This window comes from Microbispora rosea, from assembly GCF_900156315.1.
Lineage (GTDB): Bacteria > Actinomycetota > Actinomycetes > Streptosporangiales > Streptosporangiaceae > Microbispora > Microbispora rosea.
The window spans coordinates 91598-110659 of record NZ_FTNI01000030.1 but is presented as its reverse complement, the minus strand read 5'-3'; the positions used below and the strand labels follow the sequence as shown (position 1 = coordinate 110659).

Annotated in this window: 19 protein-coding genes; 16 read left to right on the top strand and 3 right to left on the bottom strand. The window is 72.4% G+C overall.

Features of this window, described 5'->3' with window-relative positions; translation table 11 throughout:
* Window positions 1–52: 52 nt before the first annotated feature.
* The gene (locus tag BXA11_RS32950) at window positions 53–1711 is read left to right on the top strand and encodes a TIGR03767 family metallophosphoesterase (protein WP_076440851.1); all 1659 of its coding nucleotides are present in this window, start codon (window positions 53–55) and stop codon (window positions 1709–1711) included.
* A gap of 114 nt (window positions 1712–1825) precedes the next feature.
* On the opposite strand, the gene BXA11_RS32945 is transcribed toward BXA11_RS32950, so the two are convergent.
* A complete protein-coding gene (locus BXA11_RS32945) occupies window positions 1826–4024 on the bottom strand; it encodes a glycoside hydrolase family 3 protein (RefSeq protein ID WP_076440849.1) in 2199 nt (732 codons plus the stop codon).
* 110 nt (window positions 4025–4134) lie between these two features.
* Between BXA11_RS32945 and BXA11_RS32940 the strand changes: the two genes are divergently transcribed.
* The 8 genes from BXA11_RS32940 (at window position 4135) to BXA11_RS43465 (ending at window position 11914) form a co-directional block, all read left to right on the top strand.
* Window positions 4135–4710 carry a TetR/AcrR family transcriptional regulator gene (locus BXA11_RS32940; RefSeq protein ID WP_076440847.1) on the top strand — a complete coding sequence of 192 codons (576 nt, stop codon included), beginning with the start codon at window positions 4135–4137 and terminating at the stop codon, window positions 4708–4710.
* 167 nt (window positions 4711–4877) lie between these two features.
* Entirely contained in the window at window positions 4878–5627 is a 750-nt protein-coding gene (locus tag BXA11_RS32935) for a GntR family transcriptional regulator (RefSeq protein ID WP_036408000.1), read from the top strand.
* Complete coding sequence (locus BXA11_RS32930; RefSeq protein WP_030510254.1) at window positions 5611–5838, top strand: ferredoxin family protein; 228 nt, start codon at window positions 5611–5613, stop codon at window positions 5836–5838. Before BXA11_RS32935 ends, BXA11_RS32930 begins: the two co-directional genes overlap by 17 nt.
* Before the next feature lie 13 nt (window positions 5839–5851).
* Window positions 5852–7306, top strand: coding sequence for an ABC transporter substrate-binding protein (locus BXA11_RS32925; RefSeq protein ID WP_076440845.1), 1455 nt, complete (start codon window positions 5852–5854; stop codon window positions 7304–7306).
* The gene (locus tag BXA11_RS32920; protein ID WP_076440843.1) at window positions 7303–8190 is read left to right on the top strand and encodes an ABC transporter permease; all 888 of its coding nucleotides are present in this window, start codon (window positions 7303–7305) and stop codon (window positions 8188–8190) included. Before BXA11_RS32925 ends, BXA11_RS32920 begins: the two co-directional genes overlap by 4 nt.
* Window positions 8187–8984: an ABC transporter ATP-binding protein gene (locus BXA11_RS32915; protein WP_076440842.1), complete on the top strand. Its 798-nt coding sequence runs from the start codon at window positions 8187–8189 to the stop codon at window positions 8982–8984. The genes BXA11_RS32920 and BXA11_RS32915 overlap by 4 nt, the downstream gene beginning before the upstream one ends.
* A complete protein-coding gene (locus BXA11_RS32910; protein ID WP_076440840.1) occupies window positions 8985–11747 on the top strand; it encodes a fumarate reductase/succinate dehydrogenase flavoprotein subunit in 2763 nt (920 codons plus the stop codon).
* Window positions 11744–11914 carry a hypothetical protein gene (locus BXA11_RS43465; RefSeq protein ID WP_159454882.1) on the top strand — a complete coding sequence of 57 codons (171 nt, stop codon included), beginning with the start codon at window positions 11744–11746 and terminating at the stop codon, window positions 11912–11914. The genes BXA11_RS32910 and BXA11_RS43465 overlap by 4 nt, the downstream gene beginning before the upstream one ends.
* On the opposite strand, the gene BXA11_RS32905 is transcribed toward BXA11_RS43465, so the two are convergent.
* Both BXA11_RS32905 and BXA11_RS43740 read right to left on the bottom strand, forming a co-directional pair.
* Window positions 11907–13013: a YeiH family protein gene (locus BXA11_RS32905; RefSeq protein WP_076440838.1), complete on the bottom strand. Its 1107-nt coding sequence runs from the start codon at window positions 13011–13013 to the stop codon at window positions 11907–11909. The two genes, BXA11_RS43465 and BXA11_RS32905, sit on opposite strands and share 8 nt — an antisense overlap.
* Window positions 13013–13150, bottom strand: a complete 138-nt coding sequence (locus BXA11_RS43740; RefSeq protein ID WP_167769290.1) for a hypothetical protein — start codon at window positions 13148–13150, stop codon at window positions 13013–13015. The genes BXA11_RS32905 and BXA11_RS43740 overlap by 1 nt, the downstream gene beginning before the upstream one ends.
* A gap of 137 nt (window positions 13151–13287) precedes the next feature.
* Between BXA11_RS43740 and BXA11_RS32900 the strand changes: the two genes are divergently transcribed.
* The 7 genes from BXA11_RS32900 to BXA11_RS32870 all read left to right on the top strand — a co-directional run bounded on the left by BXA11_RS32900 (window position 13288) and on the right by BXA11_RS32870 (window position 19011).
* Window positions 13288–14604 (top strand): lanthionine synthetase LanC family protein, encoded by a 1317-nt coding sequence (locus tag BXA11_RS32900; RefSeq protein ID WP_076440836.1) that lies wholly within the window; start codon window positions 13288–13290, stop codon window positions 14602–14604.
* Window positions 14605–14625: 21 nt separating this feature from the next.
* The gene (locus tag BXA11_RS32895; protein ID WP_083744753.1) at window positions 14626–15774 is read left to right on the top strand and encodes a sulfite oxidase; all 1149 of its coding nucleotides are present in this window, start codon (window positions 14626–14628) and stop codon (window positions 15772–15774) included.
* Between the two features lie 84 nt (window positions 15775–15858).
* Entirely contained in the window at window positions 15859–16287 is a 429-nt protein-coding gene (locus tag BXA11_RS32890) for a hypothetical protein (protein WP_076440834.1), read from the top strand.
* A gap of 222 nt (window positions 16288–16509) precedes the next feature.
* Window positions 16510–17112, top strand: a complete 603-nt coding sequence (locus BXA11_RS32885) for a hypothetical protein (protein ID WP_076440832.1) — start codon at window positions 16510–16512, stop codon at window positions 17110–17112.
* A 99-nt stretch (window positions 17113–17211) separates the two neighbouring features.
* A complete protein-coding gene (locus BXA11_RS32880; RefSeq protein WP_143734666.1) occupies window positions 17212–17433 on the top strand; it encodes a hypothetical protein in 222 nt (73 codons plus the stop codon).
* 404 nt (window positions 17434–17837) lie between these two features.
* Window positions 17838–18371 carry a flavin reductase family protein gene (locus BXA11_RS32875; protein ID WP_036407998.1) on the top strand — a complete coding sequence of 178 codons (534 nt, stop codon included), beginning with the start codon at window positions 17838–17840 and terminating at the stop codon, window positions 18369–18371.
* A 115-nt stretch (window positions 18372–18486) separates the two neighbouring features.
* Entirely contained in the window at window positions 18487–19011 is a 525-nt protein-coding gene (locus BXA11_RS32870; protein ID WP_076440830.1) for an NADPH-dependent FMN reductase, read from the top strand.
* The last annotated feature ends 51 nt before the right edge of the window (window positions 19012–19062 follow it).

Sequence of the window (19062 nt, the reverse complement as noted above, 5' to 3'; positions counted from 1 at the left end):
CGCTGTCAAACATTCCCGGTGGACGTTCGCCTCGCCGCCACCGGGGAGCATCATGGATCCCGCCCTCAGCCGCCGCGCCTTCCTCCTCGCCTCCGGAACGACCGCCACCGGGGTCGCGCTGGACTTCGCACTGTCCTCCACTCAGGCCGCCTCCTCGACCGTGACACCGTCGGCCGCCACGCTGATGACGACGGTCCACACCGTCGCGAGACCGCACGGCGCCGGCGGATACCGCCGGCTGTCCGACGGCCCCGGCTGGCGGCGGGTGACACGCACAGAACTGGCCAGGGCCAAGAAGGACAGGGCCGGACGCCGCACGGCGCTGGCCTGCTTCGTCCAGTTCACCGACCTGCACATCACCGACGTGCAGAGCCCGCAGCGTTACGAGTTCCTGCGCGCCGCGGACATGGGCTCCTGGCGTCCGCAGGAGGCGCTGACCGCCGTCGGAGCCGTCTCGTTGATCGAGCAGGTCAACAGCCTGCGGTACGGCCCGGCCACCCGGGCGCCGATCGGCTTCGTCATGACCACCGGCGACAACACCGACAACAACTCCCGGATCGAGCTGGAGTGGTTCCTCACCGCCATGACCGGCGGGCGCTTCACCCCCAACACCGGCGACCCGGGCGCGTACGAGGGCGTGCAGGGCTCCGGCCTGGGCCTCTACTGGCAGCCCGAGTCCGGCGTGCGCGACGTCGACAAGCGGGTGGGGTTCCCTCACCTGGAGGGCTTCCTTGAGGCTGCCACCCGCGAGGTGAGCAGCCCCGGCCTGGCCGTGCCGTGGTATTCCACCATCGGCAACCACGACCAGCTGTTCGGCGGCGCCTATTCCGCGGCCGGCGGCTTCTTCGCCGACCTCGCCACCGGCTCGCGCAAGCTGTTCGCCCTGCCCGCCTCCGAGGCCGGCGCCGTCTACCGGGCACTACGCCGGGGCGACCCCACGGGTGCCGGCCTGCGTGCCGCCTGGAAGCACCACAGGAGCAAGACCCGCACGGTCACCCCCGACGAGCGCCGCGCCCCCGTGAGCCCGCACGCCTACGTCGCCGCTCATCTCGACCCGGCGTACACCGGCTCGGGACCGGTCGGCCACGGCTACACCCGGGACAACCTCGACAGCGGCCGCCTGGACTACTCCTTCCGGATCGCCGACGGGGTCGTCGGCATCAGCCTGGACACCACCGACCGCGGCGGCGACTACCGCGGATCGGTCGGCACCCGGCAGCTGGCCTGGCTGGAGCGGACCCTGAAGATGCACGCCGACGACATCGCGCTGATCTTCAGCCACCACCCGAGCTGGGCCATGACCAACCTCGCCCCCGATCCGGCCCGCCCGCACGAGAAGCGCCACGGCGGGCAGGAGCTGCTGGCGGTGCTGAGGAAGCACCGCAACGTGGCCGCGTGGATCAACGGTCACTCCCACCTCAACAGGATCGTCCCGCATGACGGCTTCTGGGAGATCTCCACCGCCTCCCACGTCGACTACCCGCAGCTGGCGAGGGTCGTCGAGCTGGCCGACAACCACGATGGGACGCTGTCCCTGTTCACCACGCTGGTGGAGTCGGCCGCGCCGCACCGCACCGACTTCACCGACCTGTCGCAGAGCGGCCTGGCCGCGCTCTATCGGGAGCTCTCGTTCAACTCACCCGGTCTCCGGGGCGGGCTGGCGGGCCTGCCCGGTGACCGCAACGCCGAGCTTCTGCTGAAGAAGCGCTGACGGCGCGCCCGCGGTCACCTGGCGTGCGCGGAGGTGGCAGGCCGGTCGTCTCGGCATGACGGGTGCGGCCGGTCCGGCCGCACCCGTCGGTCGCGGCGGCGCCGGCCGCCGCCGTCACAGCGTGAGCGTCGAAACGGCGGCGCCGGGATCGCCCGCGTAGGAGGCGGCTTCGATCTCGGCCGACGGCGCGGCGGGGACGAAGCCGGTGGGCGTCCACCTCAGCAGGGGCCTGGTCGATGCGGGCACGGTGACCCGGGCCGACGCCCCGGCCGGGAGGTCGACGGTGGCGAAGCCGAGCAGGACCCGGGTGGGGAAGTCGTCGGCGGCCGCGTCGATCCCGGTGGGCCGTCCGTAGAGCTGCACGACGTGGCGGCCCGCGCGCGAGCCGGTGTTGGTCACGGTCACGACGCCCGTGAAGGCGTCGCCGTCGGGAGCGCTGACGGAAAGGTCGGTAAGGGCGAAGCCGGTGTAGGACAGCCCGAACCCGAGCGGGAAGGCCGGCGTGTGGCCGTCCCGGTCCAGCAGCCGCTGTCCGAACCACTTGTCGTAGGTGATGGCGGTGGCGTCGCGGTCGAAGTGCGGCAGGTGCTCCTCGGCGACCGGGATCGAGTACGGCAGCCGTCCGGCGGCGTCGACCTCGCCCAGCAGCACGTCGGCCAGAGCCCGGCCTCCCTCGCAGCCGGAGTACCAGGAGACCAGCACGGCCGGTACGGCGTCGCGCCACTCCTCGGTGATGACGGCCCCCGCGGTGACGATCACCACGACGGTGCGCGGGTTGGCCGCCGCCACGGCCCGGATGATTTCGGCGTCGACGGGCCGGAGCCGCAGGCTCGCGCGGTCGCCGCCGGCGCTTCCCCCGCTGATGGAGTCCACCGCGCCGGGCTGGGCCATGAAGGCCGCGAACGACTGTCCCGCGGGGTCGTCGCCGGGAGGCGGGAACAGCGCCAGCAGCTCGGGATCGGTCAGCACGTCCCCGCCGATCCACTCGCCCTCGTCGGCGGCGGTGTAGCCCGCGACGACGACCGCGACGTCGGCCTGAGCGGCCGCGGCGGCGGCAGCGGCCGGGTCGTCGTCGGCCACGTGGGTGATCCGGGCCTGCGGGAGCGCCTCGGTCAGGCCGCGCAGCGCGGTGATCACCTCCGGGGCGCGTACGTCGGAGGAGCCGTTGTCGCCGGTGTTGGCCACGTCCGCGAGGCGTCCGACGACCGCCAGGGAGGTGAGGGCGTCCCGCTGCAGGGGGAGCAGAGGCGTCTCGCCCACCGGGTCGTTCTTGAGCAGCACCATGGCGCGGGCGGCGACCTCGCGCGCCAGCGCGCGGTGCTCGGAGCTGAACACCACGTCGAGCGGGGGCTCGGGCTCGGTGAGGGCGGCGTAGTGGCGCAGCTGGGTGGCGAGGATGCGGCGGGCCGCCCGGTCGACGTCGTCCCAGCTCGCCCGGCCCGACTCCAGGTCGGCGGGCAGGTGCTCGGCGCGCTGCTGGCGGAAGGGCTCCTCCACGTCGAGCCCGGCGCGCAGCGAGGCGGCGGCGTCGCGCAGGCCCCAGATGAAGTCGGAGACGGTGACGCCCTCGAAGCCCCACATGCTGCGGAGCACGCCTTCCATCAGGTGCTCGTTCTGCCCGGCCCACTCGCCGTTGACGGAGTTGTAGGCGGTCATGACGCCCGACACGCCCTCTTCGACGATCCTGCGGAAGTGCGCCAGGTAGACCTCGTGCAGGGCGGCCTCGTCGGCGGTGACGTCGACCGAGAAGCGGGCGTTCTCCATGCTGTTGAGCGCGTAGTGCTTGACGACGGCCATGGCGTTGCGCTGCACGCCGCGGGTGAGCGCCGCGCCGAACTCGCCGAGCAGCATCGGGTCCTCGCCGTACGTCTCCTGGCCCCGCCCCCAGGCGGGGTGGCGGGGGAGGTTGACGCACACGCCGCCGAAGAAGTTGGCGCCCTGGGCGCGCAGTTCGAGCCCGATGGCGGTGCCGACGCGCTCTTCGAGTTCGACGTCCCAGGTGGCGCCGCGGGCCATGGAGACGGGGAACGCGGTCGACTCACCCATCACGACGCCGCGGGGGCCGTCGGAGAACAACAGGCCGGGGATGCCCAGCCGTTCGACGCGGCCCATCGGGTAGGGGGTGAGGTTGTACCCGTTGGTCATCATGTCGGCCATGCCCTGCCAGAACGGCAGGTCACCGTCCAGCAGCCACAGGCGTTCTTCCCGGGTCAGCTGCGACAACAGCTCGTCGACCGCCTCGTCCAGGGGCCGCCCGGCACGCACTGCGGCGACGGCGTCGGAGAAGGGGGTCGGAGAAGAGGGCGTCGACATGCGCACACAACTCTCTGAACAGGCGCGACAGCGCTATCTACCAAACGGTAGATAACCTAGGCTGGTATCGTGATCGAATCAACCCCCCGTCTCGCAGGAGCCAGGACGGCATGACCCCCGCACCGGGACGGCGCCGGCTGCCGCTCGCCGAGCGCCGGGAGGAGATCCTCCAGGCGGCCACCGAGCTGATCGCCGCCTCCGGGTTCAAGGGCGTCACCCTTGAGGCGTTCGCGGCGGCCTGCGGCATGACCAAGGCGGGGCTGCTGCATCACTTCCACTCCCGCGAGGAGCTGCTCATCGCGGTCCTCGAACGCCGGGACACGCTCGACCTCACGAGCGTGGTCGGCACGCTGGAACCGGCGCCCGACGCGGCCACCGCCCGAGCCGTCATGTCGGGATTCGTCCGCCGCAACCTCGCGCAGCGCTCGCTCGTGCAGCTGTACACCGTGCTGTCGGCCGAGGCGCTGGACCCCGCACATCCCGCGCACGCCTATTTCCGTACGCGGCTCCGCGAGGGCCGGGCCATGCTGGAGCGCTACCTGCTGGCCTGGCATCCCCATCCGGGTGCGGCCGCCGTGGACCTGCTCGCCTTCCTCGACGGCCTGCAGCTCAACTGGCTGCGCGACGACGGCATCGACTTCCTCGCCCAGTGGGAGGCCTTCGCCGACCGCTTCTTCGCCGCCTGAATCGTCGCGGGCTGACCTTCCCGGGGGTCGTCGGCGCGTACGCGAGGGTGGCGGTTGTCGGCGGTATCGGCAGGAAGCCGCAGGTCGAGCGCGTTCGACGACCTTTCCGAGTGGCGTAATCGCGCCGTTATTCCGCTATTCCTACCGGAAGAGTAGCCTTTTGCCTCATGGAGTTGGCGGACGCGAGACGGCGCCGGGCGGACAGGGCCCGTCAGGTCGCCGACCTGCTGCGGCGGGAGGTCGTGCACGGCGGATTCGGCGGTGGTCACCTGCCGCTGGAGTCCGCCCTCGCGCAGGAGTTCGGGACCTCGCGCAACACGATCAGGGACGCCCTGGACCTGCTGCGTGACGAGGGCCTCATCGAGCGGTGCCCGGGAGTCGGCACCACGGTGGCCGCGGAGAAGTACCCGCACGGCCTGCACCGGCTGCTCGGCCTCGCCGAGACCCTCCGTGAGCACGGAGAGGTCACCAACGAGGTCCGGGCGATGGGGCTCATCCCGCCTCCGGCCGCCGTACGGGGGCGGCTCGGCCTGCCGCCCGGCGAGTCCGTCGTCTACGTGGAGCGGCTGCGCAGGCTCAACGGGCTGCCGCTCTCGCTCGACCTGACCTATCTCGTCCGCGAGATGGGGGAGCCGCTCTTCGACGCCGACCTCGTGCACAACGACGTGTTCGTGCTGCTGGAAGAGGTCGCCGGCCAGCCGCTCGGCGTGGCGGAGCTGACGATCGAGGCCGTGAACGCCGACGCCCACACCGCGGCCGTCCTCGACGCGCCGTCCGGCGCGGCGCTGCTGATGGTCGAGCGCCTCACCCACCTGTCCGACGGCCGCCCGGTGGACCTGGAGTTCGTCCGGTTCCGCGGCGACCGCCTCACCATGCGTGGCCATCTCTGGAGGAACACCGATGACCCTGGTCAATAGCCGCGCCGACGTGCCCGTCACGATCGACGAGTCGCTGTGCATCGAGGGGTGCACGTTGTGCGTGGACGTGTGCCCGCTCGACTCGCTGGCCATCCACGAGGTCAGCGGCAAGGCGTACATGCACGTGGACGAGTGCTGGTACTGCGGCCCCTGCGCCGACCGATGCCCCGCGGACGCGGTCACGGTGAACATCCCCTACCTGCTCCGATAGAAGGACACCCCCCATGCGTAAGCTCTTCGCCGCCGTGGCGCTGCTGGCCGCGGCCGGGTGCTCCGTGTCCGCCGGCGCCGACGACGGCAGGCAGACGGTCGTCGTCGGATACCAGTCGAAGACCATCAACACGGTCACGGCCGGGACCCTGCTGCGCGACCTCGGCTACCTCGAAAAGCGCCTCGGCGGCAGATACCGGGTCGAGTGGCAGGACTACGACACCGGCGCCCCGATCACCGCCAAGATGGTGGCCGGGAAGATCGACATCGGGTCGATGGGTGACTACCCGCTCCTCATCAACGCCTCCCGCACCCAGGGCGTGCCCTCCGCGCGGACCGAGCTCGTCTCGGTGACCGGCTACAACCTGCGCGGCGGGCTGAACGCGGTCGTCGTGCCCCCGTCGTCGGACGTGGAGACACTGGCCGGCCTGAAGGGGAAGAAGGTCTCGGCCAGCTCGGGGTCGGCCGGGCACGGCACCCTCGTCCAGGCGCTGGAGCGGGCCGGGCTCGACCCCGCCACCGACGTCGAGGTCGTGAACCAGCAGCCGCCGGTCGGCGCGTCCGCGCTGCAGTCGGGCAACGTGCAGGGATACGCCCAGTTCGTGGCCTGGCCGGGACTGCTCGTCTTCAAGGACCAGGCCCGGCTCGTCTACGACGGCTCCGCGCTCGGCGAGCCGACGTTCCACGGCGTGGTCGTACGGCAGGCGTACGCCAAGGAGCACCCCGACGTGCTCCAGGCGTTCCTCCAGGCCCAGATCGACGCGACGAACTACCTCCACGAGCATCCGGTGGAGGCGGCCGAGGCGGTCGCCGAGGCCACCGGACTGCCGCCCGAGGTGGTCTACCTCTACAACGGCCGCGACGGCATCGCCTCGTTCGACGTGACCGTGAAGCCGCAACTGCTGGCCGCCCTGCGGCACGACGAGAAGTACCTGAAGATCATCGGCGCCGACTTCACCGACGTCGACGTGACGACGTTCGCGAACGACTCCTTCATCAGGAAGGCGTACGGCGCCTCCTACGACGCCGGCACCGCGAGCACCGTCAACGCGGCGAGGATCACCGGGACCGACGAGGCCTGCGGGACCGCCGTGAGCGACCCGGCGAAGGCGGGCGAGCTCTGGCTCGCCGGGGAGGACCGGCTGCGCCCCGCGGCCACCCCCACCTGCCTGCTGCGTCAGATCGCCGCCGCCACCGCGGGCGGCAGGGCCGTGCGGGCCGCCTACGTACCCGACGCGGCCACCGGGACGCACTGGTTCGCGGACAAGTCGGTCTGGGTGCTCGACCCCTCGGTGGACGACGACGAGCGGTTCGCGCCCTTCACCACCCGGGACGGTGCGCAGGCGTACGTGAAGGAGCACCCCCGGGCGCGAGTCGTCGGCTACGACGAGGCGCTGAAGGCCGCGGCGGAGGAGCCGAAGGCGGCGGCGGGGGAGCCGAAGGCGGCAGCAGGAGGTGCGTCGCGATGAGCACTCCGGCGTTGGAGGCGACGATCGGCTCCGGTGCCCCCGCAGTCGAGAGCGCGGACGCCGGCACGGCGACGGGCCGGACGAGAACGGCGGCAGGCCTGCGCAGGTGGGCGGTCAGGCTGGCCTCCCTGGCGGCCGTCGTCGCGGTGTGGCAGTGGCTGACGACCGCGGACGCCCGCGTCGGGCTGCGGTTCGACCGCCTGCCCTCGCCCGCCGAGGTCGCGGCGGAGCTCGGCCGGCAGCTCGGCACCCGGATCTACTACCTCGACCTGGCCCAGAGCCTGATCCGCATCCTCACCGGGTTCGCGCTGGCGGCCGTGGCCGGCATCGCCCTTGGCGTCCTGGTCGCGCGGTCGCGATGGGCCGGCGACGTGCTGCTGCCGCCCGTCGAGGTCGTCCGGCCGATCCCGGCGATCGCCCTCGTCCCGATCGCGATCCTGGTGTTCCCCACCGACGAGCAGGGCATCGTGTTCATCACGTTCGCCGCGGCGTTCTTCCCGATCATGGTGAGCACGCGGCACGCCGTACGGGCCCTGCCGACGCTGTGGGAGGACGCGGTCCGCACGATGGGCGGCGGGCGCGCGCACGTGCTGTGGAACGTCGTGCTCCCGGGCACACTGCCGGGCGTCTTCGGCGGGCTGTCCGTCGGCATGGGCGTCGCCTGGATCTGCGTGATCTCCGCCGAGATGATCTCCGGGGAGTTCGGCGTCGGCTACCGCACCTGGCATGCCTACACGGTGGTCGACTATCCGGCGGTGCTCGTCGGCATGGCGTCGATCGGCGTGCTCGGCTGGGTCGCGTCGGCCTCGATCGAACTGCTCGGCCGGCGCCTGACCCGATGGCTGCCCCGTGGTGACCGGGGCGCGGGAGGGAACGTCCGATGAGCGCTTCCGTCGCAGCGGCCCCGCAGGTGGACGCCGGGCTCGCCGTCCGGCTGGAGGGTGTGTCCCTCGGTTACGGGCGGCACGCCGTGCTGGAGGACCTGTGCCTCGACATCGCCCCCGGCGAGGTCCTGGTGATCGTCGGCCCGTCCGGTTCGGGCAAGTCCACCGTCCTGCGGGCGATCGCCGGACTGCTGGCGCCGCACGCGGGCCGGGTCCTGGCCGAGGGCGTGCCGGTCACCGGGCCATCGCCCGACCGCGCCATGGTCTTCCAGGACGACGCGCTGCTGCCCTGGCGCACGGTCCTGCGCAACGTCGAGCTGCCGCTGCGCATCCGCGGCGTGCCGAAGCGGGAGCGCAGGACGGCCGCCGAGAGCTGGATCGCCCGCGTCGGCCTCGCCGGCTGGGAGGACCGCCTGCCCCGGGAACTGTCCGGCGGCATGCGGCAGCGGGTGCAGCTCGCCAGGTCGCTGGCGGGCGCGCCGCGCGCGGTGCTCATGGACGAGCCGTTCGGCGCGCTGGACGCGCAGACCCGGGCCGGGATGCAGCGCCTGCTGCTGGACGTGCTCCGCGACACCCTCGCCACGGTCGTCTTCGTCACCCACGACGTGGACGAGGCGCTGCTGCTCGCCGACCGCGTCGTCGTGCTCGGGCAGCGCGGCCGGCAGCCCGGCGGACAGCGCGGCGGACAGCGCGGCGAACACGGCGGCATCGGCACTGTCCTGCGCGTGCCGGACCCGCGCACCCCCGACATCGACCGCACCGGGCTGCGCGCCCGCATCATCGAGGAGCTCTGAATGGACATCCCTGCCCCGGCGGACCGCACACATCTGGCATGCGAGGTCCTGGTGGTCGGCGGCGGCACCGCCGGGACCATGGCCGCGATCACCGCCGCCGAGCGCGGCGCCGACGTCATCCTGCTGGAGAAGGCGCACGTACGGCACAGCGGCGCGCTGGCGATGGGCATGGACGGCGTGAACAACGCGGTCATCCCCGGCAAGGCCACCCCCGAGGACTACGTCGCCGAGATCACCAGGGCCAACGACGGGGTGGTCAACCAGCGCACGGTCTACCAGACGGCCACCCGCGGCTACGACATGGTCCGCAGGCTGGAGCGCTACGGCGTGAAGTTCGAGAAGAACGAGCACGGTGAGTACGCGGTGCGCCGGGTCCACCGCTCGGGCAGCTACGTCCTGCCCATGCCGGAGGGCAAAGATGTCAAGAAGGTGCTCTACCGCGTGCTGCGCCGCCGTGACATCCGCGAGAAGGTGCGCATCGAGAACCGGGTGATGCCGGTCCGCGTGCTGACCAGTGAGGGCCGTGCGGTCGGCGTCGCCGGGTTCGACACCCGATCGGGCGCCTTCGTCACGGTCGCCGCCGGGGCCGTGATCCTCGCCACCGGCGCCTGCGGGCGGCTCGGCCTGCCCGCCAGCGGCTACCTCTACGGCACCTACGAGAACCCGACCAACGCCGGGGACGGGTACGCGATGGCCTACCACGCGGGCGCGGAGCTCAGCGGCATCGAGTGCTTCCAGATCAACCCGCTGATCAAGGACTACAACGGCCCGGCCTGCGCGTACGTCGCCAACCCCTTCGGCGGCTACCAGGTCAACGCCGAGGGGGAGCGGTTCGTCGACTGCGACTACTGGTCGGGCCAGATGATGGCCGAGGTGGCCGGGGAGATCGCCTCGGCCCGCGGCCCGATCTACCTCAAGACCAGTCACCTGCCGGACGAGACGCTCACCGCGCTGGAGAACATCCTGCACACCACCGAGCGCCCCACCCGGGGCACCTTCCACGCGGGACGCGGGCACGACTACCGCACCCACGACGTCGAGATGCACATCTCGGAGATCGGCCTGTGCGGCGGTCACTCGGCCTCGGGCGTCTGGGTGGACGAGAACGGCGCCACCACGGTCCCCGGCCTGTACGCCGCGGGCGACCTGGCCTGCGTGCCGCACAACTACATGATCGGGGCGTTCGTGTTCGGCGACCTCGCGGGGGCCCACGCCGCCGAGCACCACCGCACGCCGGACGGCCTGCCGGATGACCAGATCGCCGACGCGCACGAGCTGATCTACCGCCCGCTGCGCCACCCCGACGGCCCGCCGCAGCAGCAGGTCGAATACAAGCTGCGCAGGTTCGTCAACGACTACGTCGCCCCGCCGAAGACCGCGAGGAAGCTGGACATCGCGCTGGAGACGTTCGAGCGGATGCGCGACGAGATCGCGGCGATGGGCGCCAGGACCCCGCACGAGCTGATGCGCTGCGCCGAGGTGACGTTCATCAGGGACTGCGCCGAGATGGCCGCCAGGTCCTCGCTGCTGCGTACCGAGAGCAGGTGGGGCCTCTACCACGATCGCGCCGACCTGCCCCGCAGGGACGACGACGAGTGGCTCTACCACCTCAACCTGCGCAAGAACCCCGCCGGGGCTATGGAGTTCGTCAAGCGCCCGGTCGAGCCCTACCTCGTGCCCGTCGAGGGCTTCGTACCCCGCCAGGCCGAGCCCGTCCTGCTCGGCGCGTACGGCACGGCGGGGCCGGCGCGGCGCAGGGCGGGCGGCCGGCTCGCGGTGGAGGCGATCGGGCGTTCGCCGCGCATCCTCGAACTCCTGCGGCTCGCCGACGGTGAGCCGGCGCTGAACCAGATCACCCCTTACCTGGAGGACATCGATCCCAAGGTCCGCAGGGCGGCGGTCGCGACGCTGACCGAGACCGCGCCCCGTGGGGTGGAGTCCGCGCTCATCCGGGCCCTCGCCGACCCGCACGGCACGGTGCGGCGCGCGGCCGCCACCGGGCTGCGCGAGCTCGTCGAGGTGCTGCCCGCGACCGCCGAGTTCGGGGCGTCGCTCCGCGCGCTCGTCGGCTACACCGGAGAAGGACAGGGCGGAGCGGCGGACCCGGTCGTCCGGGCGGCGGTTCTCGACGTCCTGCGGGCGCTGCGCCTCGGTGACGCCGCGTTGTTCGAGGCGGCGCTCGGCGACGCCGACACCCGGGTGCGGATCGAGGCGGTCAGGGGGCTGGTCGCGCTCGACGACGCGGAGCGGGTGGCGCTCGCCGCCGGCGACCGGGACCGGGAGGTCCGCGTCTGGGCGGCCAGAGGGCTGGGCGTCATCGGCCTGCCGGACGGCGCCCCCGCCGTCGCGCGGCTCGCCGCGGACTCCGACCCGCTCGTCCGGGCGGCGGCCCTGGAGGCGTTCTCCGGGATCGGCCAGGCCGCCCATAGGGAGCCGGGCCTCGCGGAGACGGCCGTACGGGCTCTGGCGGACCCGGCCTGGCAGGTGCGGGTCGGGGCGGCGCGGGGACTGGCCGCCGCCGACCCTGCCCAGGCGGTGGGGCCGCTGGTGGCGGCGCTGGCCGATCCGCACCTCGACGTGCGCAAGGCCGCGGTCCTCTCGCTGTCCGGGTGGGCGGCCCGGCCCGAGGTCGCCGCGGCCCTGCACGCCGCTCTCGGCGACTCCGACGCCGACGTCCGGGCCTACGCCCGCAGGGCGCTGGACGCCGCCCGGACCGCGGCGGCGGAAGGTTCCAGCGCGGTCCCGGCAGGAGCGGCGTCATGAGTGAGCGCAGCGAGCGAATCGATGAGCACAGTGCGATTCGCGAGCCCGGCACGCCGCCGGACCTCTTTCCTGGGGACACGCACTGGTACGACCTGCCGGACGACGACGCGGCGCCGGAGGAGGGCGAGGGCGGCGTGCTCGGATGGTTGGGCCGGTGGCTCAGGTGACGGTGAAGCCGCTGAACAGGACCGTGGCGAGCCCCAGTGCCAGCAGCACGTTGGCCACGGTGGCGGCGGCGAAGACGGCGATCGGACGCCAGCCCGCCTCCCGGAGCGAGGCCACTCGGAACTCCAGGCCGATGCTGACGAAGGCCAGGATGAGGAACCAGGTGCGCAGGTCGTTGGCGACGCCGACGACCGCCTTGCCCTCGGCCGCGCCGACCGTGGTGAGATACCACGTGGTCACCACCGAGGCCGCCACGAAGCCGAGCACGAACTTCGGGAACCGCCGCCACAGCTCGCCCGCGCCCGGCCGCTCGGCGCCGGGACGGCGCTCGATCCTGAAGGCGAACCAGGCGGTCAGCAAGACGACCACGACGCCGATCAGGGCGTTCTGGGTGACTTTCACGATGGTGGCGACGGCCAGCGCGTTCTCTCCGGCGAGGGCGCCGGCCGCGGTCACCGCGGCCGTGGTGTCGATGTTGCCGCCGATCCAGGCGCCGGCCACCTCCGGGCTCAGTCCCAGGGCCGAGGCCAGTGCCGGAAGGACGAAGATGGACGGCAGGGCGAACGCGATCACCAGGCTCGCGCTGTAGGCGAGCTGCTCGCGCCTGGCCTGTACGGCTCCCGCCGCCGCGATGGCGGCGCTGACGCCGCAGATGGACACCGCGGCCGACAGCAGCGCCCGGAGTTTGTCGTCCAGGCCGAGGCGGCCGCCGAGCCACCAGGTGAACAGGAACACCGCGCTGATCAGCACGATGCCCTGGACGATCGCGGGACCGGCCGCCGTGACGATCACCTTCAGGTTGATCGACGCCCCGAGGAGCACGAGGCCGGTCTTGATGAAGAACTCGGTGCGGAAGCCGGCGGCCAGGCGGTCGCGCAGCCCGGTCGCGGTGAGCACCGCGTTGCCGAGCAGGCCGAGGACGATCGCGTAGACGGGATACTCGATCGCCTTGGCCAGGTCGGATCCCGCGAACCACTCGGGCACGCCCTTCTCCAGGGCTCTGGTGCCGGCGGCGAGGACGAGGACGGTGAGGACGCCCAGGGCGGGCCACTGCCACGCCGTGGCCCTCGTCGCGGTGGGGGCGGCGGCTTCGCTGCTCATCACGGCACCAGCCCCGTCGGGATCACGCCGGTGATGACCAGCACGAGGAGGACGAGGCCGACGATGGTGGCGGCCCAGTCCTCGTTGAACGCGGCACGGGTGTGTTCGGCGACGGTCGGGGGGTGTTCGTTGCTCACGCCGGACGCCTTTCTCGGGAGTGCGAGTGCTCGGCTCGACTGTGAGACGCTCATACCTAGTAAGTCAATAGGAAATACAGGAAAGGATGGAGTAGATAGTTGCTATTACCTACCAGGTTTGTGGGATAGTGGAGTCCATGGGCCCGGACCCGATCCGCTCATCCGGTGAGCGCGCAGAGACTCCGCTGACGGCCGCCATCATGGCAGGGCGGTGGATCCGTACGGCCGCGGTCGACGACGAGGGTGGCAGGCGATGGCGGGCCAACCCCGACCCGCACGGCCGTCGGGCGATGCCCGGGGAGCCCGCCTCCCTCCACTCCGGCGCGGCCGGGATCGTGCTGTTCTTCCTGGAGCTCGCCGCGGGGACCGGGCACGAGGCCTACCTGGAGGACGCCCGCGCGGGGGCCCGCTACCTCGCGTCGACCTGGCGGCGGCAGGCCGACGTGTCGCTCCATCACGGCCTCGCCGGTGTCGTCCTCGCGCTGACCGAGGCCGGCTGGGCGCTCGGCGAGGAGCGTTTCGAGAGCGCGGCGGTCGCGGCGGCCGACAGGATCGTCAGGAGCGCCCGCGCGTTCGACGACGGCGGCATCGGCTGGTCGGGAGATGTCACGCTGCGCGGTGACGGCGGCGTCGTGCTGGGGCTGCTGCGCGCCGCGGCGGCGCTCGGCGTGCCGGCCTACGAGGAGATGGCCGTCGAGGCGGGACGGCGGATCGCGCGGCTGACCGCGCCCCGGGAGCGGCGCGCGGCGTGCCCGGCCGTGTCAGCGGAGGCGGCCCCGCCCGGCTTCCTGGCCGGCACGGCGGGGACGGCCTTCCTGCTCGCCCGCCTGTACAGCGCGACGGGCGAGGAGGCGTTCCTCGACGCGGCACGCCGCGGCGCGGGCCTCGTCCGGACCGCCGCGGTCCTGACAGGGGAGAGCGTGACCGTCACCGATCACCTGGGCTACTGCTCCGGCTCCGCCGGGATTGCGCGCATGTTCTACGAGCTGTATCGGGTGAGCGGCGACGGCGCCGACCTGGAGTGGGTGAGGCGGCTGGCCAGGGGCGTCAGGGAGTCCGGCGCGCCCTTCCGGCAGACCGCGGGCCTGTGGAACGTCGCCTGCCAGTGCTGCGGCACCGCCGGGCTGATCGAACTGTACGTGGGGCTGTGGGCGGCGACGGGGGAGCAGGAGCACCTGGAGTTCGCCCGCAGGCTCGCCGACCACCTGATCGGCAGGGCGACCGGCTACGACGACCGGGGATACCGCTGGTATCAGGCGTACCGGCGGCAGCGCCCCGGCGAGGTGACGGCCGACACCGGCTACCTGACCGGGGCGGCGGGGATAGGGGCGGCCCTGCTGCACCTGGACGCGGCGGGACAGGCGGACCGGCCGCGCCGCGTGATCCTGCTGCCCGACAACCCCTTCCCGCCCATTCCCATGCCGGCCGTCGCCCTGCGGAGGCCGGCCGGCTGACCGCGGCAGGTGAGGAGGCGCATGACTTCCACAGAGGACGGCCCTGGAGTAAGGCGCGGCACACGGCGTACGGCGCCGGAGGCGGCACCCCCGCCCGGCATCCGCAAGCCCCTGCCGCCCCGCCTGTTCGCCGTGCACGGCACGAACGCGGAGACCCGCTGGGAGGCGCTGCGCGGCGAGGACTACCTGACGCCGGACGACCTGTTCTTCGTCCGCAACCACACGGCGACGCCGCTGATCGACGCGGCCACCTGGCGGCTCACGCTGTGGGGCGACGCGCTGCGCGGCGGGCCGGTCGCGTTCACCTACCGGGACCTCCTCGGCATGCCGGCCGAGACCCTGACCGCGTTCATCGAGTGCGCGGGCAACGGGCGCCGCCTGTACGGCGAGCAGCAGTACCAGGAGGCGCCGGGCACTCCCTGGCGGCTGGGCGCGGTGGGGGTGGCGCGCTGGCGCGGCGTGCGGCTCGCGACGCTCCTGGAGCGGGCGGGGATGAGCGACAGGGCCGTCGCGCTCATGCCGCGCGGGCTCGACGCCGACTACGTCGAAGCGGGGGAGAACCTGGGGAGGGTGCGACGCCCGCTTCCCGTGGCCAAGGCGCTGGACGACGTGCTGGTGGCCTACGAGATGAACGGGCGGCCGCTGCCGCCCGACCACGGCCACCCGGCCCGGCTGGTGGTGCCGGGCTGGGTGGGCGCCGCCTCGATCAAGTGGCTGGGGGACATCGAGGTGTCGGCGGAGCGGCTGGAGTCGCCGTGGAGCACGCGGCTGTACCGCATGCACGGCCCCGGCCACCCGCCCGGGGGCGGCCCGCCGCTGACCCGGATGGGGGTCAAGAGCGCCTTCGAACTGCCCTGGCCGGCCCGCTTCGAGGCGGGGCGCGAGCATCTGCTGCGCGGCCGTTCGTGGTCGGGCCACGGACGTGTGGTCCGGGTGGAGGTCAGCGAGGACGAGGGCGTTTCGTGGCGGCCGGCCCGCCTGCGCGACGACCGCCACCCGCGCGGCTGGGTCCGCTGGACCCTTCCCTGGACCCCGCGCGAGGCGGGGAACCTCCGGCTGCTCGCCCGGGCCGCCGACGAGACGGGCGCCGTGCAGCCCGACCGCGCGGCGTACAACCTGCTCGGCTACCGCTTCGACGCGGTGGTGCGCCACCCCGTCGTCGTCACCTGACCCGGTCGCGGTGGTCTGGCCGATCCTCCCAGCGGTCGACGGAACGGGGGACGTCCGCCTGGACGGCCATGGCACCATGACGGGGTGATCTCCGCTGACGAGCTCGTCGGCCGGCGGCTTGAAAAGGTGACGCTGTCGTTGCACGAGCACCCAAGCGATGACGAGCCCTCGCTGGTGCACATGTGGCTTCACGTGAGCGGCCTGGGCCCCGTCCGCTTCCATACAGCGCCGGACGACTCGATCGAGCTGACCCTTCATCGACCACACGGTGACTACGACATGGACGAGTGCGGCCGGGTCGTCGTCGCTCCCGCCCCGCCGGCCTTCCCCATGAGCGGTTTCCTCGGCCAATCGATCCAAGCGGTGAGGTACATCGTGGATCGACACCTCGATGCGGATATCGGGCTTCTGCTGGAGTTCGATCACGGCCGGGTGCGCGTCCTCAACCTGGCGGACGAGTTGGTCGTCACTGTCGGCGCCCTGCCGGACGAGACCGGGCTCAGCAGCCGCTGACACGGTCATCACGCCGGGCGGCGGGAACCACGGCATGACCGCGATCCTCTACCCCGGATCTATCGGTCGGGCTGCCTGGCCCCGCCTTGGGAATGTGTAGGCGCACAGAACCCCGTGCCCCCGCGGTCCCGGCCCGGCCATCATGGTGAAGCCGTCCCCCGTCGCCCGGACCCTGGCTAGAGTTTGCCTCTGATCTTTCAGCGGAAGGCGAAGGGTTCGCGGTTGGCCGGCCAAAATCGGGGACGCCCCGGGTGGATTCACGTCGGGCCCCTGGAGAAGCGGCTGACACGGGGCTGGGGCCCGGACACCTTTCCCGACGCCGAGCTGCTCCTCGCCGTGATGACACTGGCCGCGGTGCCCCACGCCCTTGCGGTCCGCCTGGCGGCCCACCTCACCGGAGGCATCTGCCTGGGCTACGGCTCGGTGCCGGACCTGCCCGGGTTCGAGTCCTTACGGAGCCTGCGACTGCCCGTCCAGGACGCCTCCTGGGACCTGACTCCGGGGGTCTACGATCCCAACGCCCGCCGCATCGGGATCGGTACCGTCCCGTCGACCAGCGTCAGCGTGTGTGGCCACGAGTTGGGGCATGCCTGCGATCACATGGACGGAGACCCCTCACGCGAGGAGTTCTGGCAGCACCTGCAGGACAGCTGCCGAGACCGCCTGATGCGGCCCTACCGGGAAGATGCCGGCGAGTTGTTCGCCGAGGCCTTTGCATGCACGCTCATCAGGAAGGTCACCCGCCTGATCCGGCTTTTCGGCGGCGACGAGGCGTCGGCCGAACGCGCCTATCACTGGCTGTCGGGCCGCTACGGCATCGGATGACAGCGACCGGGGAATGGCCAGTGATGGTAAGCGGGCAAACGTTGCGGTTATGCTGGCCGAACGGCCATGGTCTCGGCTGTTGAACGGAGAGGCGCGGCGATGAGCGTGATAATGCTTCCCGGCGGTGTGCTCCGCGTGCCGGCCGCGACCACCCTGCCCGACGGCACCAAAGTCGACGGCACCCGCGAGATTCGCCCGGACGACCCGGAATACCCGCACTGGCTGCCCTACGCCCAACGGGAAGCCGAGCTGTGGCATGGGGACGAGGCCGAGCAGGACCAGCGCATCCTGGCACGCTGGCGGCGCCGCGAAAGCGCCTGAACCAGCCGGGCTCACGTCCAGGTACGGCGGGCTCCTGTCTTTCTGCTGGTTGTCCAGTGAAGCCCTGATCGCGAGATTTTCCTGCAAAGCTAGTAGGAAATATTGACTTTCCTCCCGAGTGATCGTACGTTCGGTGGTATGAGCCAGGGCGTTCGTCTGACCCGGCGTTCGAGCGTGGACTACGGCCACGTCGCCAGCGCGCAGTGTCGTTGATCGTGAAACTTCCGTCGTCTTCGTGCCGATGAGGGGCCGGCCCAGAGCGTTGGCCGCCTCTCCTCGCGAGCCGTGCGCGACCACGTCACGTAGGTCACGCCTCCATCCGAATCCCTGATCCCGCGTGCCGTACTGCCCCCGGCGGGCGGGATCGACTTCCAGAGCAGCTTGCGACCTTCCGGAGGTTTGCCATGACGGAGACTCTGCTCGGCCCCGGCCTCGACGCCGACGACCACAAGCGCGGGCTGGACGCCGACGCCTACAGGCGCGCGCTCGCGGTGCACGCGGCGGGAGTCGTCGTGGTCACCGCGCGGAGCGGGGGAGTGCCGGTGGGGTTGACCGCGACCTCGTTCTCCTCGGTCAGCCTGGACCCGCCCCTCGTCTCCTTCTACGTGGACCAGTCGTCCACCACCTGGCCGTCGCTGCGCGCGGCGGACCACTTCGCCGTCAACGTCCTGGCCAGCGACCAGGCCGATCTCGCCGCCCGGTTCGCCCGCAAGGGCATCGACCGGTTCGCCGAGCCCACCCGATGGCGTCCGGGGCCGCTCGGGGCGCCCCTGATCGAGGACGTGTCCGCGCATCTGATCTGCCTGCCGTACGAGCGGGTCGGTGTGGGCGACCACGTCCTCGTCGTGGGGCTGGTCACCCAGGCCGAGGTGCGCGGGCCGGGGCGTCCGCTCCTGTACCACCAGGGCCGCTTCGGCCGGTTCATCGCCCACCCGTGATCGCCCACCCGCTTCGCACGAACGCCCGTTCCGATCTGGAGGACCGTCTGTTGACCATTCGTACGCTTTCCGGCGCGGACACCGGACACGCCGAGCCGCACGAGGCGGTGGCCTCGTGAGCTCTCTCGTGGTGCTTGTCGGCAATCCGCGCGGCGGTTCCCGGACCCACCTCGCGGCCGTGGCGGCGGCCGAGGCGGTAGGGCGCCGGATCGGGCACGAGGCGCCGCCCGAGGTCGTGGACCTGTCCGCGATCGGGCCGCACCTGTTCACCCCCGGGCCCTCGCCGACCGTGGAGGTGGCGCTGGAACTGGTCGCCGGAGCGCAGGTGCTCCTGGTGGCCAGCCCCACCTACAAGGCCACCTACACGGGCCTGCTCAAGGCGTTCCTCGACCGCCTCCCCGGCGGCGCGCTGACCGAAACGGTGGCGCTGCCGCTGCTGGTCATGGGATCCCCCCGGCACGCCCTGGCCGTCGAGCTGCACCTGCGTCCCGTGCTGGTCGAGCTGGGCGCGCTCGTGCCCACTCCCGGCCTGGCCCTGCTGGAGGCCGAGATCCCCGACCTTGACCGGGTCCTCGCCGACTGGACGGATCGCGTCGCCGCGCAGGTGACCGCGGCACTGGAAAGGAGCGCGACGACGTGACGAGCACCCACGCCCCCGCGTGTGCATGCCCCGCCGACGCCTCCGGTCCCG